This is a genomic window from Pantoea sp. Lu_F5_004 (assembly GCF_051136245.1).
In the GTDB taxonomy this organism is placed as follows: domain Bacteria; phylum Pseudomonadota; class Gammaproteobacteria; order Enterobacterales; family Enterobacteriaceae; genus Pantoea; species Pantoea agglomerans.
On the sequence record NZ_CP194946.1, the window covers coordinates 2,113,603 to 2,138,287 of the forward strand.

The following is a 24,685-nucleotide window of genomic DNA, read 5'->3' on the forward strand; positions in this document are numbered from 1 at the left end:
GGTTGGTTGGTAAAAATAGCCAGCAATGGCCTGAGCGTGAAGCGCAGGCATTATACCGCTTTTAATTCAGACTGTTGCATTCAATTCTCTAGCCAGAAACGCCTGGTTGATACAGGTCATAAACGCGTCCCGATGCGCCAGAAGTCTGCAATAAGAGCAGGGCACGCGCATCTCAATGCACGAAAGCAGGGTGCATGCAGGAAACGTTCAACGGTAATAACTCAGCTGTTATCCTGCGGCTGGAGCTGATAAATCCACGCACTGTATTGCCGATTATCCTCGGCAGAAACACAAACCTCGACGCGATCGTAGCCATCTTCAAACGCATCCAGCATCGGCCAGTGGGCATCCAGTTGGTCGGAGAGAAACAGATAACCCGGCACGTCGGGGCCATGCTCATCCAGAACGATGCCCGGAAAATCAGCCGCTGCGCCCCAGCCGCGCTGATAGAAGGTGCCGTTCACCGAACCGGCCAGCCATTCTCCGCCAATATTTTCCAGGATATGGGCATTCTCACGGCCCGGACAGAGCGTGCCATAGACAAATAAGCGTTTCATTTTTTCTCGTCGTTGAAACAGTGGAAGCCAGCAACTTTAACGTGCATGAAATCTGATGTCATGTGGCTGTAGGGATTTTTACGAATGGCTGAAGATATGTGCAGAAAGCGCAGGTTGAAATGACGCACTGTGACAAATTCTGCTACCCAAGGGCCACGCGGCAGTCTCAGAATTCACGTAGCGTTGCCATTCAGGTCAGGCAGTCAGGCGAGTCTGGCTCAGCATGACATTCTGGATGAGATGGCCAGAGCGGTATTTTCGTTATCAAACCTGATGGCGGGACGGTGAGCATCAGGATGACAAACATCCGTCATCAACAACAGAACCGCTGGCGTGAATGAATCAGGCATCAGCTAGAAGTGTGCGTGAATGTTAAAACACAGAGGCGACTCCAATCGGCGCAGCGCAGAAACGGTGATGTTAAACAAGGAAGCCGAACAGCGGAAATCTCTTTCAAAGCAGAATGGCGCAGCAGTGCTATGGTGCAAAGTCATGAGAATAACGCGCTTAGCGTGAAAGGTTAATGGCCACAACGAACACCCAAAAATGACGGAGCGTGATTTGCTTTGGAAGGACGGCGGATGGCAAAGATGCCGGTGGTGAAAATCGAGCAGTTTGATAGATGTGATAAGCTGACCGAGACAAGGGACGTTAAGAGCCAGAATCTGTGAATCCAGCGATGCCCGGGCATCAAAATGAACTACGAACTAAAGATCGCATAATGTATATTATGTTAAATAAGATATTAACAGCGCATTTATCGCCATGGATTCTGCTCCGTTCTTTCCTGGTATTCCACCAATGGCACTGCCCTGCGCTTTCGAACTGATTCCTTCAAACTTACTGCCTGAAACCAATCCCGGACGACGATTCGGTCCGGGGTTGGTTTCATGACCGGTCAGTTATTTGAGATGCGAACGCAACTCTTCACCCGCCTGATTAATAGCTGTTCTGACCGTGGGTTCCTGACTTAACGCGTTGAGCAAACCGTAATCATGAATCATGCCATTGTAACGCGTCACGGTAACCGGCACGCCTGCTGCATCCAGCTTACGACCGAACGCTTCACCTTCATCACGTAACACATCCAGCTCCGCAGTCTGAATCAGCGTTGGCGGCAGCCCCTTCAGCTGTTCAGTCGTGGCGCGCAGCGGTGATGCCAGGATGTTATTACGATCTTTTTCCGAAACGGCGTAGTTATCCCAGAACCACTTCATCATGTTTTTCGTCAGAAAATGACCGTCAGCAAATTGATCATACGACGCGGTGTCGAAACGCGCATCGGTAACCGGCCACAGCATCACATCATAACGGATGGCCGGCATTTTAAATTGTTTCGCCTGCAAGGCTACCGCCGCCACCATGTTACCGCCGACGCTATTACCAACCAGCGCCAGACGTTTTCCGTCAACGCCAATTTCAGCGCCATGTTCGGCGACCCATTTAGTGGCTTCATAGGCCTGAGTAATTGCCACCGGGAAATGGGCTTCTGGTGATGGTTGATAATTGACAAATACCGCAGCAGCGCCGGATGCATTCACCATGTCACGTACCAGTCGCTCATGGGTCGGAAAATCACCCAGCACCCAGCCACCGCCGTGGAAGAACATAAACACCGGCAAGGTGCTGCTGGCGTGCCCGGGCTTAACGATGGTCAGCGTCAGAGGCTTGCCCTGTATAGTGATGATCTTCTGTGAAATCTGTGCCGGCGGCAGTTCTGCGCCCTTCTGCGCACCCGTCAACACTGCTCGGGCATCTTTGACGGGGAGTTGCTCAATCGGTTTACCACTTCCGCTGTTGAGCGCCTTCAGGAAAGCGGCCACGCCTGCGGTCGGTTGCGGACTGTTTTCAGTGGGTGCAGCAAACGCGGTACTCATCTGGCTGGCTAACAATAATGCACTGGCGATCAGTTTCATTTTCATCACAGGACTCCAATTAACTTGCTATTAAGTAGTGTGCTATCTGGTTGGCGCGACAATGACACGGCGAATCTTTATTGTAAACTACTAAATAGCACGCTACTTATGTGATGCCTTTACTCCTTCTGACTATTTTCGCCCTTAACAAACTACTTTGCTGCTATCTGTATCGATTTTCAGCAATTAAGCACGACCCCTGAACGACTAAAAAAGTTAAAAGCATGGTACTTTTCTGGTTAAGTTCAGCATGGACGCCAACGGTGATCGATACCCTATCCCGCTGCCGCTGCTGAGTCCGTCTGGTTTTATTACAACCTGTCGCGGTAAATTTTTTGAACGCATCCGGCTCGCTGATCAGGCGTGCCGGATTCACTTTCTCACGCCATTCGCGCCGGAAAACAGCCCGCCTGCGAGTCGATAGATGTCCGGCAGTTGATAACTGACGAGATAATTCTGTATATGCCGCTGTTAGTCACCGGCCTGACCCTGAGCTTTATCGATCGCATCCTGCAGCATCGATTCCATTGCGCCACCAGGGAATACCGTTACGGTCTCTGCGGTCGCACCCGCTACAGGCATCACAATGATTCCCGGCGTGCCCTGAAAGCCTGAATTTTTCGCCAGGATATCCGTGCGCGACAATGTGCCGAGCATATCGTTGTTTTTTAACTTACCGGCACCCGCTGCAGAAACCGCCTTAGTGACATCTTTGTGTGTCAGCGCCCCTTCAATATGACCACTGGCAAACAGTGCATTGTGGTAATTCATATAGGTATCGCCGCCCTTTTGCTGCCAGATTCTTAAACCTGTTTCGGCTGCTTCAAAAGAGGGTTTCCAGCGATAGCCAAAAATCGGCCACTCTTTAAAAATAAAGCGCACCTGAGGGTTATTTTTCATCAATGACTGAATGACGGGTGCCTGACGGGCACAGACGCTGCACTGATAATCGAAGAATTCTATAACCGCGACTTTAGCGTTCTCAGGCCCAATGGCAGGCACCGTTTTATCATTCAGCAATTCATCCTGATGTTGAATTGCCGCAGTGGTCATCGCTTTCATCTGCTCGTCATACTGAATTTTCTGCAGTTTCTGATCGACTTCAATCAGGAATTCCGGGTGCTTCAGTAGCAAGGCTTTCGCTATTTCGCCAATACGGGCTTCCTGTTCAGGTGTAAACAGCGGTTCATCGGCGGTGGCTGCAGTCTCAGCATGTTTCTGCGGGATATCCCCATCCGTTTTGTGCTGCTCTGCTATTGCCGCCGGATGCGGCTCACTCTTTTCTGCCGCGGAAGGTGCATCAGCTGTCGGATTAACAGCCGGTGAAGGTTTATTACTGTCAGATTGTGACTGAACCGGCGCACCTATCGTGGCTTCCTGGGGTGCCGGAGCCGAACCGGATGCAGCGACTGGCGCAGTCGCGACAGACTCTTGCTCTGCTGCTGTGGGTCCGGATGACGCTGTTGCTACGGAATCAGCGGGTTGCTGCAGTGCCGAAGCGTCTGGTGTCGCTGACGTGGCTGACGAATCAGAAATGGCTGGCGGTTGCGAGCTCGTGTCCGGCTGTGAAACAGCGGATGCTGCAGGTTCAGGTTGGGTGCCTACGACGCTTTTGTCTGCGGGATCAGAAGCTGACAACTCTGCCGCCATTGCAGTTGAAACGCCGTTAGCGCCAGCCAGTAACATAATGGCCAGCGCCAGTTTATTCATTCTCATTACTTGTCGTCCTGAATGTGAGGTCATCACTCTGATGCCTGGCTGCCTGATGTTCCTTCCCGGCAGCGCCTGTAAGGGATCGTCTGCGCTGCAATGCAATGCCAGAGCAGGACCACAGTGATGACAAAAAAGCGCGGCGCTGCTTATGATGCAGCGCCGCTCTGGCTATTTTCATTAGCTGATCCTGTAACTTATTGACTTAAGTCATATAAAGCAGAGTTAAGCAGGTAACTGCCCTGCTTTTGTGACTGAATTGAGTATCGGCGAAGCTGACGCCTTTTTTTCTGCTGATGAGCAATAGCCGCATAAGGGTTGATTGATGAATGAAAGAGATTCTGTATGATGTAACTAAAAAAACATGCTCTCTTCTCAGAAATTTCACATTTCCTGCGGCTAAATATCTCTTTGCCCTCAGGCATATTACTCTCTTTGCACTGTCACCCGACTTCAGACAATCAATAAAGGAAACATTGATGAAAACTTCATATGCCTTGATCGCAACATTACTGATGACCTCTGGCGCATCCGCTATCGCAGCTCAGCCTGCTACCGCTAAAAACCCACTGAGCGTGCACGTTCTTAACCTGCAAACCGGCCAGCCAACGGCAGGCATCGAAGTTGAACTGGATCAGAAGCAGCAGGATAACTGGGTGAAACTGGCGTCAGGCGTCACCGATAACAATGGTCGCATCAGCGCCCTGTTCCCGCAGGACAAAATGGCCAGCGCGGGAAGCTACCGCGTGGTGTTTAAAACCGGTGACTTCTATAAAAAGAACAACCAGAAAACCTTCTTCCCGGAGATCCCGGTTGAGTTCAACATGGAAGCCAGCGGTGAGCACTACCATATCCCGTTGCTGCTGAGCCCGTTTGGTTACTCTACCTATCGCGGCAACTGATTCCGATCCGGCACTCAGGTGCCGGATTTCCCCTCTCCCGCTACCCGCGCCGGAAAGCACTCCACCAGCCAGTCGATAAATACCCGAAACCGTTGCGTCACGTGCCGGTTTTGCGGATAAACCAGATGAAACGGATAACCCGCAGGACGTCATTCGTGCAGGATCTCAACCCTTTCTCCCTGCCGCAGAATCGACGACAGCGAATAATCAAATGTCTGAATGATCCCAGGCCCTGCCAGTCCCGCGGCCAGATGCGCGTTGCTTTCATTGACGCCAATGCGATGCGCACAGGTGATCTCAATTTTCTCTCCCTGACGTTCGAACCGAAGCGGAAATGGCTTGCCGGTTTGCGGCGAGAGATAACTCACCAGCCGGTGACCGTTGCGCAGTTCATCAGGATAGGCGGGCACACCAAACTCAATGCCGCAGAACTGTTTGTCGATGTCGGAATGGCACAGGTCTGACAGTCACCCTGTAGCTAAATATCAGACCCGGGCGATTGTCATTATCCGTTACGCAGAATCCCGGTTCGCCGGGCGTGTGCAGCAAAGCGCGCCAGGCTGAACCGTTAACGGATCAATCCCTGTCTGAGACAGCAGACTACGTTGATCTGTAACCTGAATCCGGCACGCCGTCATAAAATGTCACGTTGAAGAAACACCCACCTGGCAAATCCCCGGCTATAGTTATTGCCTGTCACATCAGTCATAAAACCATGGAGATAACATGAGCCAACTTTTTTCCACTGTCTCGCTGGGCGAACTTACGCTGGATAACCGCATTGTGATTGCGCCGATGTGCCAGTACTCCGCTGAAGCGGGCAATGCGACCGCCTGGCACCGGATCCATCTTGGCCAGCTGGCCTTTTCCGGCGCAGGTCTGATGATTATTGAAGCCACCGCCGTAGAGGATATTGGTCGCATCTCCCCCGGCGATCTCGGTTTGTGGAATGATGATAATGAAGCTGCGCTGAAAACGGTTCTGGAAGATGTCCGCCGCTACTCCTCTATTCCGGTTGGTATTCAGCTGGGCCATGCGGGACGCAAAGCGTCGTGTGCCGTACCCTGGGAAGGCGGTAAGCAGATTGCGCCTGAAGCCGGCGGCTGGCAAACCGTGGCTCCGTCCGCACTGAGCTACAGCGCGGATGAAGTGAAACCGGTTGCCATGAACACTGACGATCTGGCGCGGGTAAAACAGGCCTTTGTCGACAGCGCCCTGCGTGCGGTGCGTCTGGGAATTCAACTTATCGAAGTTCATGCCGCACACGGCTACCTGCTGCATCAGTTTCTGTCGCCGCTGTCGAATCAGCGCAGTGATGAATATGGCGGCTCGCTGGAAAACCGTATGCGCTTCCCGCTGGAAGTCTTCAAAGCCGTTCGCGATGCCGTACCCGCTTCCGTGCCGGTAGGCGTGCGCATTTCTGCCACTGACTGGGTTGAAGGCGGCTGGGAGATCAATCAGTCAATCGCCTTCTCGCGTGAGCTGGAAGCACTGAACAGTGCCTATATTCATGTCTCAAGTGGTGGTTTGTCGGAAGATCAGAAAATCAGCGTCGGACCCAATTATCAGGTACCGTTCGCCCGCGATATTCGTGAGCAGGTGTCGATTCCGGTGATTGCGGTCGGCTTAATCACTGAGCCGCAGCAGGCAGAAGATCTGCTGCAACAGGGTGAAGCTGACCTGGTGGCGCTGGCGCGCGGTATTCTCTACGATCCGCGCTGGCCGTGGCACGCAGCCGCTGTGCTGGATGGCAAAGTCCAGGTTCCGCCACAGTATCTGCGTTCCGAACCGCACGATGTAAAAGGCATCCTGACGCAGGATCAGTAAGCTTTAACGGGCAGACCGCATTAACGGCGTTCTGCCCGTTCTCTTATAAAATGCCTTTCAGCCGCAGATGCTGCAGCAGCATGATGGTCTTGGCATCCACAATCTCACCCTGGTCAATCGCCTGTAACGCCTGGTCGAAACCGATCTCAAGCACCTCGATATCTTCACCCTCTTCCGCTATTCCGCCGCCATCACCGCTACGCTGCTGATCGCCATACTCGGCAATAAAAAAGTAGAGTTTTTCAGTAACCGAACCGGGGCTCATAAAGGCTTCAAACACCTTCTGCACATGGCTGACGCGAAAACCGGTTTCCTCTTCAGCTTCGGCAACAATACGCGCTTCCGGCGAAGCGTTATCCAGCAGACCGGCGGCCGCTTCAATCAGAAAGCCCTCATGCCCGTTCAGGAAAATCGGAAAGCGAAACTGACGGGTCAGTACCACCGTACGTTTGTCACGGTTGTAGAGCAGGATCACTGCGCCATTACCGCGGTCATAGGCTTCACGGCTCTGCTCCTGCCAGCGACCGTCACGGCGCAGCAGTGAGAACGTATATTTCTTCAGGGTATACCAGTTGTCTGACAGCAACTGCTCATTGATGATGCGCACGCGGGGATGGTTCTGCTGCATTATGCTCTCCAGGATAGGTAGACAGCCATCACGCTATCATGCACAATCGTGCAACTTCAAGAAAAAACATGCAGAGACAAGTGATGCTATCCAGCCAGCGAAAACAGACGATTCTCGCCCTGCTCGCCCAGGAAAAACAGGTGCAGTCGCGCGAACTCAGCCAGCGCTTTGGCCTCTCCGAAGACTCTATCCGCCGCGACCTGCGTGAACTGGCGGCTGAAGGATTATTGCAGCGGGTACATGGCGGCGCGCTGCCGGTTTCCGCTGCGCTGGCAACCTTTGAAACACGCAAAAGCGTGCAGACTGCTTCTAAACAGGTTATAGCGCAAAAAGCGGTTTCACTGATCCAGCCGGGACAGATCGTACTGATTGATGGCGGGACCACCAGCGCGGAACTGGTGCGACGGTTACCCGCCACGCTGAGCTTTACCGCGGTTACGCACAGTCCCAGCGTGGCGCTGGCGTTAGCCGATCATCCACTCGTGGAGATCATACTGATTGGCGGGCAGCTCTATAAACATTCAGTGGTGACGGTGGGCGCAGCGATGCTGGAGTCGATCAACCGCATCAATGCCGATCTCTTTTTTATGGGTGTCACCGGCGTGCATCCGGCGGCAGGCCTGACCACCGGGAATTTCGAAGAGGCGACGGTCAAGCGTGCGCTGGCAGGACGCGCAGCGGAAACCGTGGTACTGGCGTCAGCGGAAAAGCTGAACTCAGCCTCGGCATTTGCCATTGGCGACCTGTCGCTGGCCAGCACGCTGGTCGTGGAAACGCAGCCGGACGAGGCGCTGCGACAGGCGCTGAGTCAGCAGGGTGTGACGATCATCTGAGTTCGTAGCAGGCCTGCAGCGCAAGATGCGGACCGCTCAAGGGTCGCTGTGTGTCAGGAAACTGCTGTGCTACTGGCGTCATTGAGCTTTGCGCCAGGGCCACCGCAACGGCTCCCTGCTGATAAGCCTGCTCTGCTGCTGCTGCAATCAGCGCAAAATAGCGTGTTGTCTCCCCCGCTTTAAACGCCGCCCACGCTCCCTCCACCAGCGCAACCTCCACCTGGCTGCCGGGCTGACAGAAAAGTGTCCGCGTCGCCGCCAGCGTTGATTCTGCCGCACAGAGCGCGACTGCGCGCCCTGCTTGCCGCTGCAGCGCCTCTGCCAGCATTCCGTCGGTGCGCATAACCCGATCCTGCGCGCTGAAATCACCGGCAACCGGCCCCAGCGTCGAGCAGGTGATCAGCACCGCATCGAACTGTGGCAGCAGCGTTTCAATCATTTGGGCAATACGGCGGCGTAACGCAGTCGTCATCCCGCCGCTGCGTTCCGCTTCTGCCAGCAGCGCAGGCATCACCAGATGATTCAGCGGTGGATTGTTACGCGCCAGTGCGCGGGCGGCATCATCAAATATCGCGATATTACTGGCCGCGGTGTGAAAGCAAAGAATGTTCAGGGTGAACTCCGGTACAGGTCAGATTGCGGATTGCCAGGCTGCATGCTGGATAACAACACGATAACCATCCCTGTCGATAAATGTCACGCCCCGTTGGTCCCAGTAAGGATTCAATGCAGGAATCCTCTGTCATCCATGGAGCCATTAACTCTTTCGGTGTTGCTTTTGTTAAACCCTGATACAGATTGAAGGCATAAAAAAACCCGCCTTAGCGGGTTTGGGAGGAAGCTGACAGTCAACCAGCCTTTGCTTCGCGTGAACGCACTGTGCCTGAGCGCTCCGCAAGATCAAAAGATTCTTTGAGCTGACGCATTGCTTCCGCTTTACGCTCTGCAACTGTCATTTTCTTCAGGGTTGAAATATCGTGTGTTGAGTACATAACCTCTTCCTCCTTCGCCTATGGCGGTATTCACTTCATACATTACATCACGGGGCGGATGCTGTAAAACCCGGTCATAGAAGCGTTTTAGCTTCTCTGTTTCTGCAATCGCAAAATATGCCCTGGCCCTGTAAGCCTTGTGGTGAAGCGTAATGATAGTCGCCTCCCTCTGACCTGGATGCGTGTCATGCCGCACTGCTGATGGCTCGCCTGCCCGTTTTTTGCAAGCGGATGTGAACAGCCGTCAGACTGAATCCGTGACGCGAATGGTCCTGCATCCGCTGTGTCCCCGTGGTTAGCACCCTATGCCCTGTTATCGGTAAATCAGCATACCGCTCACAGCGCTAAACGCATTCCCGCCGTGGTCATCTACACTTTCCTGGTATTCATAAGGCGATGCCCTGAGCATTGCCCGGCTATAAAAGGATGACAATATGACTGAACAAGCAACCCAGAACCACGCCTGGTTACTGGCTTCACGCCCTCACGGTGAGCCGACCAAAGAGAATTTCCGCCATGTGGCGCAGCCCGTCCCGGAAATTAAAGAGGGTGAAGTACTGCTGAAGACCATCTATCTCTCGCTTGACCCCTACATGCGTGGGCGGATGGACGAGGGTAAATCCTACGCCGCGCCGGCAGAGCTGGATCAGCCGATGGTGGGCGGCACCGTCTGTCAGGTCGCCGAATCGAAAAACAGCGACTTTAAGACCGGTGACTGGGTGCTGGCGCAGAGCGGCTGGCAGGAATATGCCGTCTCCGATGGCAAAGAGATTGCGAAGCTGGGCAACGATCTGCCTCATCCCTCATGGGCGCTGGGTATTCTCGGTATGCCAGGCTTTACCGCCTACATGGGTCTGATGGATATCGGTCAGCCGAAAGCGGGTGAAACCCTGGTCGTTGCCGCCGCAACCGGTCCGGTGGGCGCAACGGTCGGCCAGCTGGGTAAACAGAAAGGCTGCCGTGTCGTTGGTGTGGCGGGCGGTGAAGAGAAATGCCGTTACGCGGTGGATACGCTAGGTTTTGATGCCTGCCTCGATCACCACAGCGCCGACTTTGAAGAGCAGCTGAAAAATGCCTGCCCGGATGGCATCGATATCTATTTCGAAAACGTCGGCGGCAAAGTGTTTGATGCCGTGTTCCCGCTGCTGAACACCGCCGCACGCGTGCCGGTCTGTGGTCTGGTCTCGGCATACAGCCAGCGTGAGCTGCCGCAAGGCCCGGACAGAACCTCTCTGATCATGGCGGGCATTCTGAAACGCCGTATCCGTATGCAGGGCTTTATCATCTTCCAGGATTATGGTGACCGTTACCCTGAGTTCCTGGAGGCGATGCGTCCGCTGGTGGAGAACAAAAAAATCCACTATCGCGAGCACATGATTGAAGGATTAGAGAACGCGCCACAGGCGTTTATCGATATGCTGAATGGCAAAAACTTCGGTAAGACCGTGGTGAACGTCGGCGCCGGATGACGTTAGCGTGCCGCGTCACTGACGTGGCACGCCATTAATCAGTGTGGCTGCCGGGAAACGTGTTCGGCAGCTGCACGATTTGCCGCACTCACCGCTTCTGCCAGCGTTGCCCCGCTACTCAGCCGCTGACATAACACGCCGACAAAACAATCCCCGGCACCGTGGGTGCTCACCAGTGTCACCTTCTGCGCCGCCAGTGTATGAGTCTCTCCCGCCTCGCTGTAAGCAACACCATGTTCACCAGCGGTAACCACCACTCTGGCAAACCGGCTGGCCAGCGATTCCGCCGCTGAGCGCGCCGATGTCAGATCCTGCACGCTAATCCCGCACATATCGCGCGCTTCAATGGCGTTCACCACCAGCAGATCGATACAGTTTTCAAACGCGGCTGACAACGGCCGGGCGGGCGCGGCATTGACACAGACCCTAATCCCCCGCTGCTGTGCCGCCCGGGCAGCACAGAGGTTCACCACTTCCGGAACTTCATTTTGCAGCACCAGCAGCGACACCTCCTGCCAGAAGCCAGGCTGTTCAAAGGTCTCCAGCGGGATCTGCTGATTGGCATTGGAGACCACCACCGCACCGTAATCTCCTTCGGCATCGGTAATCGCCACGCTCATCCCGGAGGGAAGTGCATCAATGATGCTGACGGCGGTGCAATCGACCCCGGCCTGCTGCAGATGATCCAGCAGGAATTGTCCCTGCTGATCGCGCCCCACTGAACCGGCAAAGCGCACGGCAGCGCCCGCTTGTGCCGCTGCGACGGCCTGATTACCCCCCTTGCCCCCAAACTTATAGCGACAGGCGCTGCCCATCACCGTTTCGCCTTTTTCCGGGCGATGGTGTGCATCCAGCATAATGTCGTAGTGAAGACTGCCGGTGACTGCAATTTTGCTCATAGCTAGAATTCCCGCAGATCCTGAACCGCATGCTGGGTTTTCATCAGGTTCTTCTCCGCCCGCTTCAGATCTTTCTTGGCGATAGCGACAAACAGCGCATCCAGAATATTGAGCTGGGCGATGCGTGACGCGGCGTTTTCACCCAGCAGATGCGATCCCTGAGAGGTTGAATTGAGGACCACATGCGCACTCTGCGCGATCGGGGATTCGGCGTAGTTGGTAATGGCGATAACCTTCGCACCATTCCTTCCTGCCAGTTTCACCGGATCGTTCACCGCACGCGTAGCACCCGAATGGCTGATGGCGATAACCACATCGTCATCAGATAACACGGCGGCTGACATCAGCATGATGTGGGCGTCGTCATAGGCAGTCGACTTGATGCCAATCTTCAGCATCTTGTGTGACAGGTCCCGCGCCACAGCGGCAGAACCGCCCACGGCATAGAGATCGATATGACGCGCTTTAAAGATAATGTCCGCCGCACGATTGAATTCAGAAACATCCAGAATCGATAAGGTCTCTTCAATCGCCTGGATAGAGGTTCTGAAAACTTTGGCCAGCAACTGCTCCGACGAATCATCCGGCTCAATTTCCGCATGCAGCCCTGCCACTTCAGACTGGTTGTAATAGATCAGGCCACTTCTGAAATGCCTGAAGCCGGTAAAGTTAAGTTTTTTGGTAATCTTAACGATCATCGCTTCAGAAACATTATTCTCCCGCGCAATCTCCTTTAATGAGGATTGCTCGGTAATGTCGGTTCGGGCAATTATCGCCTCAGCTACCCGACGTTCTAACGGCGTCAGCTGGGGCAAACGCATACGAATCTGAGCGCCAATGGCTCGCGGATCTTGCTTCATTACTTGCCTCGGGTCGCCCGGTCAATCAACATCGCTATGATAATAATAAGGCCGGTAGCGAGCAATTGGTAAAAGGCCTGAATGTTCAGTAAGGTCAAGCCATTACGTAACGCACCGAGGATAACCACGCCGATCAGCGTCCCGAAGATACTGCCCTTGCCGCCCATTAACGACGCACCGCCAATGGCCGCCGCCGCAATCGCATCCAGTTCCCACAGGTTGCCGATGGTCGGTTCGGCAGCCCCCAGACGACCAATCAGAATCAGCGAGGCCAGTGAAGCCAGTAGGCCGGAGAAGATATAGACCGTGACCTTGGTGCGCTTAACCGGCACACCCGCGACCCGCGCCGCCTCTTCATTGCCGCCAATCGCCAGAATATATTCCCCCAGCGGGGTCTTATTCATCACCGTCCACAGCAGCAGCGCAATCACTGCCACAATCACAATCGGCGTGGGGATACCGAAAAGCGTACTGTTGATCAGGCTGCGAAATTCCAGCGGAATACCAAAGATGGGATTGCCACCGGTGTAGATCAGCGCAATAGCCCGGAACAGCGACAGGCCGCCCAGCGTGACAATAAACGGCTGCAGTCCGGCATAGGCGATCAGCGTGCCGCTGAACAGCCCGCACATCGCGCCCACACCTAGCGTCGCGAGGATCGCCAGCGGCACCGGCACGCCCGATGCCATCAGGGTTGCACCCAGCACCGCAGAGAGCGCCGCCGTGGGGCCGACCGAGAGGTCAATCCCGCCGGAGATAATCACCAGCGTCATGCCCAGTGCGATCAGGGCGTTGATTGAGGACTGCTGCAGAATATTCAGCAGATTAGGCAGGGTGAAAAAGACCGGCGACAGAAACGAAAATGTCACCACGATAATCAGTAAGCCAATTAAGGTACCGGCATCACGCAGATTAAATTTAAGCCGCAGCGCGGGGCGGGTATCCGGCCCGGTAGATGTCTGAGTTGTCATAGTTATAACCTTAAATAGTGTCAGGTAAGCGGTCAGGCGGTCTGGTCGATATCTTTAATGGCATAACGGGCAATGTTCTCTTCGGTGATCGCGCTGCCGGTCAACTCTTTGGTGATCCGGCCCTCGCGCATCACCAGCACCCGATCGGAGATGCGCATGATCTCGGTCATTTCTGACGACACCACCACAATGGCTTTGCCCGCCTGGGCCAGTTTTTCAATCAGGTGATAGATTTCAGACTTGGCACCAATATCGATACCGCGCGTCGGCTCATCAAACAGAAACACATTGGCATCTGCCGCAACCCAGCGGCCAATGATCACTTTTTGCTGATTGCCGCCGCTCAGCGTGCCGATGGTTTTCTCGATGTCGAGCGGGCGCAGTTTCAGGTCGCCCATGACCTTCAGCGCCTCGCGGTCCAGCCGGGCCTGGTTCATCAGCCCCGCCGACGTGAAGCGGTGCATCGACGGCAGCGCCATATTCATCTTCACCGCCCGCTCTTTGATAATGCCCTCTTTCTTGCGGTCTTCTGGTACCAGGCCAATGCCCGCCTTGATCGCCGCACGCACGTTGTGGTTCTTCACCGCGGCACCGTTGACGCTCACCGTGCCACGGGTGCGCCTGTCGATACCGGCAATCAGCTTCAGCAGTTCGGTTCGTCCCGCGCCGACCAGCCCGGCAATCCCCAGCACTTCGCCCGCACGAACGCTGAAGTTTGCCGCCACCACCTCATTGCCACGCGTCAGATCCTCTACCCGCAGTACTTCGCGATCGGTGACAAATGCCTGATGGTCGAGCTTGTCGATCTTCCGTCCGACCATTTTGGCGACGATGCTCTCCTCATCCTCATCACTGATGTTGACCACCCCCACCTGCTTTCCGTCACGCATAATGGTGGCGCGGTCGCAGACCCGGAAAATCTCATTCATCTTGTGCGAGACATAAATCAGCGAGACGCCGGTCGACTTCAGATCGCCAATCAGCTCCGCCAGCCGGTCAAATTCGCGTGGCGTCAGGCTGGAGGTCGGCTCATCCATGGCGATGATTTTGGCGTCATCCAGCAGCGCCCGGGCAATCTCAACAATCTGCTGCTGCGATACCTTGAGGTTCCTGATCGGCGTATCGGGATCGATAGTGGGATCCAGCGTCTTCAGAATCAGGGTAGCCCGCGCCAGCTGGGCCTTTTTATCCACCCACCAGCCCCCGGCGCGGGTCAGCGGGCGACCCAGAAACATGTTCTGCGCCACGGAAAGCTCAGGCACATGCTGCAACTCCTGATGGATCATCGCGATCCCGGCCTGACGGGCGCTGAGCGGACTGCGGATCTGCACCCGGTTTCCATTGACGCTGATCTCCCCGCTGTCCGCACCGCGAACGCCGGAGAGGATATTCAGCAGCGTCGACTTACCCGCGCCGTTTTCCCCAATCAGCGCGTGTACCTCGCCGGGACGCACTGAGAAATCGACATCCTGCAGCGCGGCGGCGTTACCGTAACTTTTGCTGATGCCACGCATCATTAAGCGAAACTGTTCCATACCCGCTCCCGCTGACTTATTGTTGAGCCAGCAGCTGACGCAACCGGTTGTTGTCTTTGGTTGAGAACGCCTCGACATTCTCTTTAGTGATCAGCGCCTGGGGTGTCGAGACAACGCGCGACAGTTTCTGTCCGTTGATCAGACGGATAATGACGTCCATCGCCACTTCACCGGTCAGCACCGGGAAACTGTCGACCGTGCCGGTCAGCTCGCCGCGCTTAATCGAGGCGTAGGCATCGGAAATACCGTCAGTGCCAAAGATGGCCACCTGTGATGCTTTGTTCTGCGCGCGTACCGCCTCCACCACACCCAGCGCCATGGTGTCGTTGTTGGCGTAGAAGCCGATCAAATCAGGATGCTGCTGCAGAATGGTTGATGCGGCGTTAAAGGCCTGCTCACGACTCCAGTTAGCGGGTACGCTGGCCACGATGGTGAACTTACCGGCGCTGTCCAGCGTCTCTTTAAAGCCACGGGTGCGCTGTCCGGCGGCATAAACCCCTGGCTGCCCTTCAATTACCGCCACTTTGCCGCCCTGCGGATGGTGCTGAATAAACCATTTCGCCACCCGCACGCCATTGTCTTTCTGGACATTGCCGACGTAGTAGCGCGCATTCGGCATTACCGCATCATTAACGTTCACCACCGGGATATTTTTACTGTTGGCACTCTCCAGTGCAGGCTCCAGGTTGATATCGGTCTGCGGCGAAACCAGCAGGCCGTTAAAGCCCTGCGAGATCAGGGTTTCCGCAATGGAAAGCTGACCAAGCTGATCGTCTTCATTGGCCGCCGCCTGATAAGCGACAGTGAAACCATACTTTTTCGCCGCGTTCTGGTAGCCCTGGCCGAGTGAGCGCCAGTACTCATTGGTCAGGGTTTTCGATACTCCGCCAATCTTCAGCGACTTATCGACTTTTGGCAGTGCGCCATATTTGGTGTCGAGCTGGGTCCAGTCGGTGCGATCCGGTTCAGTATCGGATTGCAGCGGTGCCAGTTCTGCCGCATAAACCGTGCTGCAGAGCAGTGAGGAGGCGATAAGAGCAAGCAGGCGTTTTTTCATTTTTTATTCTCAGGGTGTTGGGTAGAGGTGTGATGTTTTTATGATTAATCGGCTGTCAGCGCGCCAGCATGATGTCATTGACGATCTGCTGAGAGGCCACCGCATCCTGACGCTCAATGGCCGCCAGTAACGCCGCGTTGTCGTGCAGCTGGTCACACAGCCTCAGCAGACGGGTCACGGTCGCAATATTGCTTTCTGCTTCACGGATCGGGTCAAGACCGCTGGCATCCGGGAAGGTATCGAAGTAGTAGGCACCGCGGTAGCCATCACGCTGCATCTGCCAGAGAAACTCCAGCGTGGCGCGTGGGTTAACTGAGCCGACCATCAGGCCGTCATCACGCTTGCCCCAGCCGTCATTAAGGTCCAGCCCCAGCAGCCGTGAGCGGCGCGCCACCATGGCGGCGGCGTAAGCCGGGATCTCATTGGCAAACAGTACATGAGCAAAATCCAGGGTGATCCCCAGGTTGGCGCAGCCCGCCTCTTCCACGGCCAGCAGACAGGTGGTGGCGTTGGGAAAGATGCTGTAGGCGCGTGGCTCATTGGGTTTATATTCGATGCTGACGTCAACGTCCGGTGCATACTCCGCCACTTCACGCACGGCGCTGACCGCATCCTCCCAGATCTTCTTATAGTCCGCCTGGAAGCAGTAATCGAAACCGTCCTGCCCCATCCACAGCGTCATCAGCCGTGAACCAAATTCCCGACCCGCGTCAATGCCCCGTTTGGTCAGCTCAATCGCTTCGCGACGCACTTTCGCGTCGGGATGGGTAAACGCGCCGATTTTGAACTGCGGCGCGTCCCAGCGCATCTGCATGCCGTTGACGGCCAGACCCGCATCACTGATCGCCTGGCGCAGTGTGGGGATATCGCTGGTGAGATGCTGCGGAAAGTTGAGGTCGAGATGCGTTAAGCCTTTGACCTTGCCTGCACGGGCAACCATCTGCAGCACAGAGGGCTTGCCCTGCTGATCGGGCCAGTAGAGGTGTGCCCCCGAGGCGAAAGAGTTAAGACGGGTAGCAAATTTCAGTTCCGACATGAGCATCAATCCTTCAGAGTGCGTATTGTGAAGTACTTTTCGTATTCACGATTAATTGTGAAGTCATATATTAATCTACGCCTCGCGGCTTAATGCGCAAGTCTGTCAGGCAGGAGAAATCATTAAACCGGGAGCGCTGTCACGAAATGGTTTCGATGCGTTATCAGATGATGTGAATGCGGAGATGAAACAATTGAGATGAAATACAACAGGTTGTCGCGCGAAGCCGGGCGTGAGATCTGGCAGGCAGAGGTGTGAAAAAAGCTGAGCGCCAGGGCGGCGCTCAGCGGGTCGGTTTTTTAAAAAATTACTTCAGACGGAAAGCGACAACGCTGTCACCCGCCGTGGTGCCGAGTGAGCCGTGGCCGCCCGCGGCAATCACCACATACTGCTTACCATCTTTGCCCATAAAGGTGGATGGCGTGGCCTGCGCACCCGCGCTCAGTTCAGTCTGCCACAGCAGTTCGCCGGTGGTGCTGTCGTAAGCACGGAAGAAGTTATCTGCCGTTGCGCCGTGGAACACCAGATCACCCGCCGTCAGCAGCGGTCCGCCGTGCGCCACCATTCCCATCGGGAAACCGAGCGGGAAGCGGCCAGGCAGGAAGCTGGTCTTGAGGTTTTTGGTGGTGCCGACGCGACGCAGCCATTCGGTTTTGCCGGTGGTCAGATCCACACCGACCATCCGTCCCCACGGTGGCGCGATGCAGGGAATACCCAGACCCGATGCCATCTGCTGGATGTGGATAGCGTAGTCACCGTGGAAGTTCTCATTCCAGTACGGCGTACCATCTTTGGTGAAGGTACGCTGGGTTTCGGTTTCCGGCGTGCGTCTGATGAGGTTGTATTTGTAAGCCAGGCGCACCGGTGCCGCAATCAGCATCTGACGCTGTGGATCAACCGCTACTGAACCCCAGTTAAACACCCCGATGTTGCCCGGGAAGATCAGCGAGCCTTTCTCCGTTGGCGGCGTCCACGGGTTACCGTCATAGCGCAGCTCGCGGAACGTGGTGCGGCAGGCCATCTGGTCAAACGGCGTAATGCCCCACATTGACTTCTCTGTCAGCGGTTGCGGAATGAAGTTCAGGCTGGAGACCGGCTGGGTCGCCGCATACTGCTCGCCTTTAATGCCATCCGTGGAGACCTTAACCTGCTCTACCGGATAAACCGGTTCGCCGGTCAGGCGGTTCAGCACAAACAGGTTGCCGGTTTTGGTCGGCAGGATCACCGCCGGTTGCGGTTTGCCCTGATAGTTGATGTCCACCAGCGACGGCTGTGACGGGTTATCGCGATCCCAGAGGTCGTGGTTCGAACTCTGATAACGCCATTTGAACGCACCGGTTTTCAGATCCAGTGCTACCAGCGCATCACGGAATTTTTCAGTGTTGCTGGCAGGATCGCGTTCAAGTCCCACTTCATCCGGCGAGGCGTTACCAAACGGCACATAGACCAGGCCGTTTTTCAGATCGGCGCTCAGGGTGGCCCAGGCGACCGGGGTATCCTGCGGATAGGTTGCACCTTCAGCGACCGGTGCGGTGTTATCCGGGTTAGCCGGATCGAAGTTCCACACCAGACGACCGCTGACGGCATCATAGGCACGGATCACACCTGATGGGTTACCGCTGTTGAAGCCGTTATCCATCACCGAACCGCCGACAATCACCAGGTTGCCCGCCACCAGTGGCGCGGCAGTCTGCATCAGCGCGTGCGGACGCACCTCGCCCATGTTGGCGCGCAGATCCACCACACCGTTGTCACCAAAGTCAGCACAGGCTTTGCCGGTATCGGCATCCAGCGCCAGCAGGCGGGCATCGGTGGTGGCATTGAAAATACGCTTGCGGCAGATGGCCGGCGATGCGCCCGTCTGCTGCTGCGCCTGCTGACCGGCATCGAAGTAGCTCACGCCACGACAGGTCTGGTGCTGCTGCAGATAGGAGCGGTTTTTATCCGGCGCCGTTTTCCACTTCACCGCACCGGTTTCCGGGTCGAGGGCATGGACTTCGTTGTGCGGCGTACAGAAGTAGAGCATGCCGTTGGCTTTCAGCGGTGTCGCTTCAAAAGTGTATTCGGTCGCATCATCACCCTGACGCAGGTCGCCGGTGTGATAGGTCCAGGCCACTTCCAGATCTTTCACGTTATCTTTGGTGATCTGCTTCAGCGCCGAGAAGCGCTGACCATCTGTGGTTCCGCCATAGGCGCTCCACTCTTCAGCGGCACCGCCGGTCGCAGATGCGTTGCGCGGCGTATTAATGGTGCCCTGTTGCGGCAGCGGATCGTAGAAGCAGAGACCGATGACCAGCAGTACCATCAGGACGACGGAACCCCCGAGGAAAGGATGGAAGCGACGCTGCCCCTGATAGAGCGGACGCACCACCCACGGCAGTGCCAGCCAGAGACCCAGCACACCAAACAGGTCGCCGCGCGGGATCCACTGCCATTTGTCGAAGCCCACTTCCCAGATAGTCCAGAACAGAGTGATCCACATCAGCAGCGCATAAAGCGTCAGCGCACTGCGTTTGTTCATCAACAGCAGAATCGCGCTGAGCAGGACGCCCACGCCCATCAGCGCATAGAACGCGCTGCCTCCTGCAAGCAGGAGTTGTCCTCCCATATAAATCAGGGCGATAGCGAATATCACCATGATTATACTGGTTATTTTATTGATCATGAGCCATCCTCGGGTCATTAGCGGCAAGTGAAAGGTTAAGCTGGAAACATAAATTCAACGAGATTTTAACTTACACACGAAATATGTAAAAACGTGTATAAGCGTTAATCATTAGAAATATTTATTATAAATGTCACCGGTTCAGGCGGTCAGGCCGCTTTTTTTACTTTCTGAAGGGTTAAATACGGGATATCCATCACAAAAAATTAACCATAGGCTGCTAACGACCGCACCTTTTGTTCAAAGGCGATCAATTATCAGACAAGCCGCGCTTCTGTAACGCCGGCTTAAGTGTGCACGACGAAAGATTTTTAGTGTCAAATAATCATAATGGTTTATTCGCCTTGCCCTGCAATAACTCTTAATGCTGAGATCGGGAAAGTAATTGCCCTGCTGTTTCTATCAGGATAATCATCAATGCCGACGCGGTGTGATGAATTTTAAAATCATTTAATGGTGCCGGGCATGTCGCGATTTTATTAATTTTCAGGAAAATAAAAAACAGGGAATAGATTAATGAAAAAAGGGATTTTGCTGGTGAAAACCATTTCAGATATTCCGTAGCATGACGCTTATTTTATCTGTGATATATATCAGCTCTCTTATATTCTTTTATCCGGCCAGCAGGCGGGATTTTTCTGGCAGCAATGACCCAGGCAGGTTAACTATGTCCGCACTTCACGCTATTTATCGCAAGTTTCGTTTCCCTTTTAAGTTTCTTAATGCTGCCATTCGCTATCCTGCTGCGCAGGCACGGGTAAAGCGTTATTCCGTCATGTCGATAGAAGAGACTGTCGATCTGTTATTACGTAACCCACAATTATCCCTGGCCCGTTACGGCGACGGTGAACTGGAAATGACCTGGTATAAAAACATCGGCTTTCAGCCATTTGACCCCAATCTCTCTGCACGGCTCAAAGCCTTGCTGCAGCAGGATTCAGGAGCCAACCCGAACTGTCTGATCTGTCTGCCGGATGCCTTTCGTACCACCCATAATATGCGGAGCGGATCGGCCCTGTTCTGGTTCTTCCATAAATCATTTTATTTTAAATATTATGAGGCTCTGCTGAATAAACAGTACCAGTATGGAAACACTTCGGTGACCCGTCCCTATCACGATTATAAAGGCAAGCAATTATCCCGGACGATATTTGATAAATTCAAACAGCTCTATCAGGGCCGCCGGGTATTAATTGTGGAAGGCAGTGGAACGCGTCTGGGATTAGGCAATGATTTACTGGAGGGAGCCAGCGAAGTGAAACGTATTACGACGCTGAACCGTAATGCCTTTTCCGTTTATGAGCGTCTGTTTGATACCGTTTTAGAGAATGCCGTCAACTTTGACCTGGTCTTGATTTCATTAGGGCCGACCGCAACCGTGCTGGCTTATGACTTAAGTCAGCACGGTATCCGCTGTATTGATAGCGGCCATGTCGATATTGAATATGAGTGGATGCTGGCCAGTGCCACCACGAAAATAAAAGTGGACGGAAAAAACGTCAATGAGGCGGGCGTGCTGCTGAGTGAACAGACTACGGTGGCAGATGCAACTTATCAGAAGCAGATTTTACAACACGTTGGCGAAATGCCACAGGCCGTGAGAGCTGATGCAGAAGCAGTCACGGAAGCCGTGGTTATCCCGCTGCCACACGTCAGCCCTGATCATCATAACGCCGCCTGAGCCTCACCACCGTCAGGCAGCGTCTGCACCGCATTGATGCGCAGGCGAATTATTAGCGGGATCAGTTAACCCTACAGGGGCGCCATCAGCGGCCCCTATCCTGTGCCCGTCCCCTGTTTGCCGGATAAATGCCCTTTCCGGCATCAATTTTGCTTCTGCTCTCCTGAGACATTTAATCAGGAGAAGTGAGATGACAACCAGCCGTTACCGTTACACCATATTTTCACTGCTGTTCCTGATCGCTCTGATCAACTATATCGATCGCGGTGCCCTGTCGTTTGCGGCCAACGCTATTGCGGCGGAATACCACTTCAGCAAAGTCCAGCTCGGAGCCGTGCTGGGCTACTTTGGCTTTGGCTATCTGTTTGGTTCACTGTGTGGCGGCTTTCTTGCCGACCGTATCGGCACAAAAAAGGTCTGGCTGCTGGCAGGCGTGCTCTGGTCACTGCTGGAGATCGCCACCGCCTGGGCGGGGGAACTGGGCATGGCGCTGTTTGGCGGATCCGCCATTATGGGCTTTGCTGCCCTGCGTATCATGTTTGGTTTTTCCGAAGGCCCGGCCTATGCGCTGATGAACAAGGCGATTGCCCACTGGGCGCCCGATAATGAGCGCGGCTTTGCGCTGGGCATCGGCCTGCTTTCGACCCAGGTTGGCGCGCTGCTGACCGCCCCGATTGCGGTGGGCCTGCTGCTGCTGACCCATGACTGGCGCATGATGTTTATCCTGCTCGGTGTTTTCTCCCTGCTGGCGATGGCGCTGTTTGCCCGCACCTTCAGCGACAGCCCGGAGAAAAGTCCACATACCAACGCCGCAGAACGTCAGCTTATCCAGACCGGTCAGCGCCGCAGTGCGGGCGACAGCGTACCACTGCCCTGGTGGCGCTTCTTTACCAGCCGCACCCTGGTCTGCAACGCGCTGGGCTACTTCTCATTCCTCTACATCACCTTTACCCTGGTGACCTGGATGCCGAAATATCTGCAGGATAATTTCCATTACGACCTGCACTCACTGTGGTACGTCGCGATGATCCCGTGGAGCGGCGCCTGTATCACGGTGCTGCTGGGCGGTCGCATTGCCGACGCGCTGCTGGCCCGCTTCCGTAATCTGCGTCTGGCGCGCAATCTGTTTGCCGCCGTCACGCTGTGCGGCACCGCATGCTGCTTTATGGCGATCCCCTATGTGCAGTCGGCTGCCGGGATTATTGCACTGATGACGCTGGGCAATGCGCTGAATGCGCTGGTGAACAATGTCTACTGGTCGGTGGTGATTGATGTCACCCCTAAAGCGTCAGTGGGCACCTACAGCGGCATGACGCTGGCGATAGCCAATCTGGCAGCGATTATCTCTCCGATGCTCTGCGGCTGGCTGGCGGAATATTACGGCTACAACGCAATGTTTACCGTCACCGCACTGATCGCCTTTGGCAGTATGCTGGCAATGACGCTGCTGCAACCGGAGAAGCCGCTGGTGGCCGAGGCGCAGACCGGCGCAGCGGACGTTTCTGCCGCCTGATCTTAAAAGGGGATTTCCTGACACGCGGGTGATCACACACCCGCGAAGAGTGACAGCCCCTGAACGACAGCCGCTCAGGCGGCCTGACCTTGTTATTGGGCGGGATAGATTGGCTGTTCGGGGTTGCCCCGGCGATCCCAGCGGCTGGCGATCAGCCATAATAGTGCCGTCGCAAACCAGCCGATGATCCACGAGACATCATTACCGGCAAAAATCCAGGTCAGCGATCCATGGTGCAGCGGATTATCGATAAACGGCAGTTGCACCAGCACGCCCAGAAAATAGACGGTAATACCGGCCAGGTTCCAGCGTCCATAGCGCCCGTCCGGCTGCGACAGTGCCGGGACATCAACCCTGCCCCTGGTGATCAGATAGAAATCGGTCAGGCTGATCGCGCTCCACGGCACAAAGAAAGCCAACAGAAACAGCAGGAAGTGGGTGAAGGATTTCAGAAAGGCCGGTTCACTGAGCAGAGCAATGACGCAGGCCAGCGTAACCATAAGCACCACAAACAGAATGCGCCCGCTCCGACTCAGCGTGGTTTGCTGACGAAAGCCAGAGACAATGGTGGTCAGTGACATAAAACTGCCGTAGGCGTTCAGCGTGGTAAACGTGATTTTTCCAAAGCAAATGGCGAAATAAATCACCATGGCCATAGTCGCCGTGCTGCCCATGCTCACGATGTAACCGACCTCATTGCCTGCAAATGCACTTCCGGCAATGGCAGCAACAATCACCCCCAGCGTCATTGAAGCCTGCGTGCCAAGTACGGTGCCAAAAAAGACCGAGCTGAACAGTTTCTTCGCGGAGACATCAGCTGGCAGATAGCGTGAATAGTCAGAGACATAAGGACAGAAGGCAATTTGCCAGGATGAAGACAGGGAGACCGCCAGCAGGAAATTTGCCGGTGTAAAGTGTTGATTCTGCCACACGGCTGATAAGTCATGCGCAGAGAACAGCGTGATAAACAGATAAGCAAAGGCTAAAACGCCAATCACGCTCGCCAGCTTGCCCAGTTGATGAATCACGCGATAGCCCAGCACCGCAATGATCACGATGAGGGTGCTGAACAGGATCATCCCGGTTGAATGGCTGACATGGATAAGTTTAGCCAGTGCCTGCCCCGCTAATACTGTCCCGCTGGCTGAAAATCCAACATACATCATGCACACCAGCACCAGAGGAATAACAGCACCAAACACGCCAAACTGCATACGGCTGGTGATCATCTGCGGTAAACCCAGGCGCGGGCCCTGGATAGCATGCAAAGACATGATCGCTGCACCCAGAATCTGCCCCACCAGTAAGCCGATAAGAGACCACACGACGTCTCCACCGAGCACCACGGCCAGCGCACCCGTGACAATAGCCGTGATTTGCAGATTGCCACCAAACCAGAGCGTGAACTGGTTAAAGGGATGACCATGACGTTCACCCAACGGGATGTAATCAATGGAGCGGGTTTCTGACAGGTCCTGTTTCTCTGAGCCTGAATAATCTGATACAGATGATTTGACCGACATAGATTCCTCGCTGGAACAGTGAGAGACGTGTTTGACTGAAAGCGTGATTTGCTCAATCTATGGTTGATAGTACATGTCTATACAAGCAGCGATATTGTCATACGCATCGGG

At 54.9% G+C, this 24,685-nt stretch carries 20 protein-coding genes and 2 pseudogenes; 6 read left to right on the plus strand and 16 right to left on the minus strand.

Features of this window, described 5'->3' with window-relative positions; genetic code table 11:
* Positions 1 to 221: 221 nt before the first annotated feature.
* The 3 genes from ACR8BN_RS09735 to ACR8BN_RS09745 form a co-directional block, all read right to left on the minus strand.
* Complete coding sequence (locus tag ACR8BN_RS09735; protein ID WP_039386593.1) at positions 222 to 557, minus strand: gamma-glutamylcyclotransferase family protein; 336 nt, start codon at positions 555 to 557, stop codon at positions 222 to 224.
* 902 nt (positions 558 to 1,459) lie between these two features.
* Entirely contained in the window at positions 1,460 to 2,479 is a 1,020-nt protein-coding gene (locus ACR8BN_RS09740; RefSeq protein WP_434746867.1) for an alpha/beta hydrolase, read from the minus strand.
* Positions 2,480 to 2,944: 465 nt separating this feature from the next.
* On the minus strand, positions 2,945 to 4,189 hold the full coding sequence (locus ACR8BN_RS09745; protein ID WP_434746868.1) for a thioredoxin domain-containing protein: 1,245 nt from the start codon (positions 4,187 to 4,189) through the stop codon (positions 2,945 to 2,947).
* A 473-nt stretch (positions 4,190 to 4,662) separates the two neighbouring features.
* Here ACR8BN_RS09745 and uraH point away from each other — a divergent pair, with 473 nt between their 5' ends.
* Complete coding sequence (uraH, locus tag ACR8BN_RS09750) at positions 4,663 to 5,085, plus strand: hydroxyisourate hydrolase (protein ID WP_031592308.1); 423 nt, start codon at positions 4,663 to 4,665, stop codon at positions 5,083 to 5,085.
* Between the two features lie 14 nt (positions 5,086 to 5,099).
* Here the strand turns inward: uraH and ACR8BN_RS09755 are convergent.
* Positions 5,100 to 5,501 (minus strand): annotated as a pseudogene (locus tag ACR8BN_RS09755) (LysR substrate-binding domain-containing protein); the annotation flags it as partial.
* A gap of 310 nt (positions 5,502 to 5,811) precedes the next feature.
* On the opposite strand from ACR8BN_RS09755, the gene ACR8BN_RS09760 reads away from it, so the two are divergent.
* Complete coding sequence (locus ACR8BN_RS09760; RefSeq protein WP_336998767.1) at positions 5,812 to 6,912, plus strand: NADH:flavin oxidoreductase/NADH oxidase; 1,101 nt, start codon at positions 5,812 to 5,814, stop codon at positions 6,910 to 6,912.
* Positions 6,913 to 6,955: 43 nt separating this feature from the next.
* Here ACR8BN_RS09760 and ACR8BN_RS09765 read toward each other — a convergent pair whose 3' ends face one another.
* The gene (locus ACR8BN_RS09765; protein WP_434746869.1) at positions 6,956 to 7,540 is read right to left on the minus strand and encodes an NUDIX domain-containing protein; all 585 of its coding nucleotides are present in this window, start codon (positions 7,538 to 7,540) and stop codon (positions 6,956 to 6,958) included.
* 83 nt (positions 7,541 to 7,623) lie between these two features.
* Here ACR8BN_RS09765 and ACR8BN_RS09770 point away from each other — a divergent pair, with 83 nt between their 5' ends.
* The gene (locus ACR8BN_RS09770) at positions 7,624 to 8,373 is read left to right on the plus strand and encodes a DeoR/GlpR family DNA-binding transcription regulator (protein ID WP_109650364.1); all 750 of its coding nucleotides are present in this window, start codon (positions 7,624 to 7,626) and stop codon (positions 8,371 to 8,373) included.
* Here the strand turns inward: ACR8BN_RS09770 and ACR8BN_RS09775 are convergent.
* The 3 genes and pseudogenes from ACR8BN_RS09775 to ACR8BN_RS09785 all read right to left on the minus strand — a co-directional run bounded on the left by ACR8BN_RS09775 (position 8,366) and on the right by ACR8BN_RS09785 (position 9,365).
* Positions 8,366 to 8,884, minus strand: coding sequence for a glutamate racemase (locus ACR8BN_RS09775; protein WP_143990457.1), 519 nt, complete (start codon positions 8,882 to 8,884; stop codon positions 8,366 to 8,368). The two genes, ACR8BN_RS09770 and ACR8BN_RS09775, sit on opposite strands and share 8 nt — an antisense overlap.
* A gap of 120 nt (positions 8,885 to 9,004) precedes the next feature.
* A pseudogene (locus tag ACR8BN_RS09780) lies at positions 9,005 to 9,112 on the minus strand (VOC family protein); the annotation flags it as partial.
* A 109-nt stretch (positions 9,113 to 9,221) separates the two neighbouring features.
* Positions 9,222 to 9,365, minus strand: coding sequence for a hypothetical protein (locus tag ACR8BN_RS09785; RefSeq protein WP_166672977.1), 144 nt, complete (start codon positions 9,363 to 9,365; stop codon positions 9,222 to 9,224).
* Between the two features lie 434 nt (positions 9,366 to 9,799).
* On the opposite strand from ACR8BN_RS09785, the gene ACR8BN_RS09790 reads away from it, so the two are divergent.
* Positions 9,800 to 10,834 carry an NADP-dependent oxidoreductase gene (locus ACR8BN_RS09790; RefSeq protein ID WP_207874288.1) on the plus strand — a complete coding sequence of 345 codons (1,035 nt, stop codon included), beginning with the start codon at positions 9,800 to 9,802 and terminating at the stop codon, positions 10,832 to 10,834.
* Between the two features lie 38 nt (positions 10,835 to 10,872).
* Here ACR8BN_RS09790 and ACR8BN_RS09795 read toward each other — a convergent pair whose 3' ends face one another.
* From ACR8BN_RS09795 to ACR8BN_RS09825, 7 genes are all read right to left on the minus strand, one after another.
* Positions 10,873 to 11,733 (minus strand): PfkB family carbohydrate kinase, encoded by an 861-nt coding sequence (locus tag ACR8BN_RS09795; RefSeq protein ID WP_434746870.1) that lies wholly within the window; start codon positions 11,731 to 11,733, stop codon positions 10,873 to 10,875.
* A 2-nt stretch (positions 11,734 to 11,735) separates the two neighbouring features.
* Positions 11,736 to 12,593: a MurR/RpiR family transcriptional regulator gene (locus ACR8BN_RS09800; protein WP_099257399.1), complete on the minus strand. Its 858-nt coding sequence runs from the start codon at positions 12,591 to 12,593 to the stop codon at positions 11,736 to 11,738.
* Positions 12,593 to 13,564: an ABC transporter permease gene (locus tag ACR8BN_RS09805; protein WP_115387543.1), complete on the minus strand. Its 972-nt coding sequence runs from the start codon at positions 13,562 to 13,564 to the stop codon at positions 12,593 to 12,595. Before ACR8BN_RS09805 ends, ACR8BN_RS09800 begins: the two co-directional genes overlap by 1 nt.
* A 32-nt stretch (positions 13,565 to 13,596) precedes the next feature.
* Entirely contained in the window at positions 13,597 to 15,099 is a 1,503-nt protein-coding gene (locus ACR8BN_RS09810; RefSeq protein ID WP_031592323.1) for a sugar ABC transporter ATP-binding protein, read from the minus strand.
* Between the two features lie 16 nt (positions 15,100 to 15,115).
* Positions 15,116 to 16,156: a sugar ABC transporter substrate-binding protein gene (locus ACR8BN_RS09815; RefSeq protein ID WP_031592324.1), complete on the minus strand. Its 1,041-nt coding sequence runs from the start codon at positions 16,154 to 16,156 to the stop codon at positions 15,116 to 15,118.
* Positions 16,157 to 16,211: 55 nt separating this feature from the next.
* Positions 16,212 to 17,192 carry a TIM barrel protein gene (locus ACR8BN_RS09820; RefSeq protein ID WP_010244956.1) on the minus strand — a complete coding sequence of 327 codons (981 nt, stop codon included), beginning with the start codon at positions 17,190 to 17,192 and terminating at the stop codon, positions 16,212 to 16,214.
* 307 nt (positions 17,193 to 17,499) lie between these two features.
* Entirely contained in the window at positions 17,500 to 19,857 is a 2,358-nt protein-coding gene (locus tag ACR8BN_RS09825; protein ID WP_064704338.1) for a membrane-bound PQQ-dependent dehydrogenase, glucose/quinate/shikimate family, read from the minus strand.
* Positions 19,858 to 20,524: 667 nt separating this feature from the next.
* Between ACR8BN_RS09825 and ACR8BN_RS09830 the strand changes: the two genes are divergently transcribed.
* Together ACR8BN_RS09830 and ACR8BN_RS09835 are read left to right on the plus strand one after the other, a co-directional pair.
* Entirely contained in the window at positions 20,525 to 21,538 is a 1,014-nt protein-coding gene (locus ACR8BN_RS09830; RefSeq protein ID WP_434747579.1) for a GT-D fold domain-containing glycosyltransferase, read from the plus strand.
* A gap of 190 nt (positions 21,539 to 21,728) precedes the next feature.
* Positions 21,729 to 23,051, plus strand: coding sequence for an MFS transporter (locus tag ACR8BN_RS09835; protein WP_010670137.1), 1,323 nt, complete (start codon positions 21,729 to 21,731; stop codon positions 23,049 to 23,051).
* Positions 23,052 to 23,143: 92 nt separating this feature from the next.
* On the opposite strand, the gene ACR8BN_RS09840 is transcribed toward ACR8BN_RS09835, so the two are convergent.
* On the minus strand, positions 23,144 to 24,574 hold the full coding sequence (locus ACR8BN_RS09840; RefSeq protein WP_434746871.1) for a purine-cytosine permease family protein: 1,431 nt from the start codon (positions 24,572 to 24,574) through the stop codon (positions 23,144 to 23,146).
* Between the last annotated feature and the right edge of the window lie 111 nt (positions 24,575 to 24,685).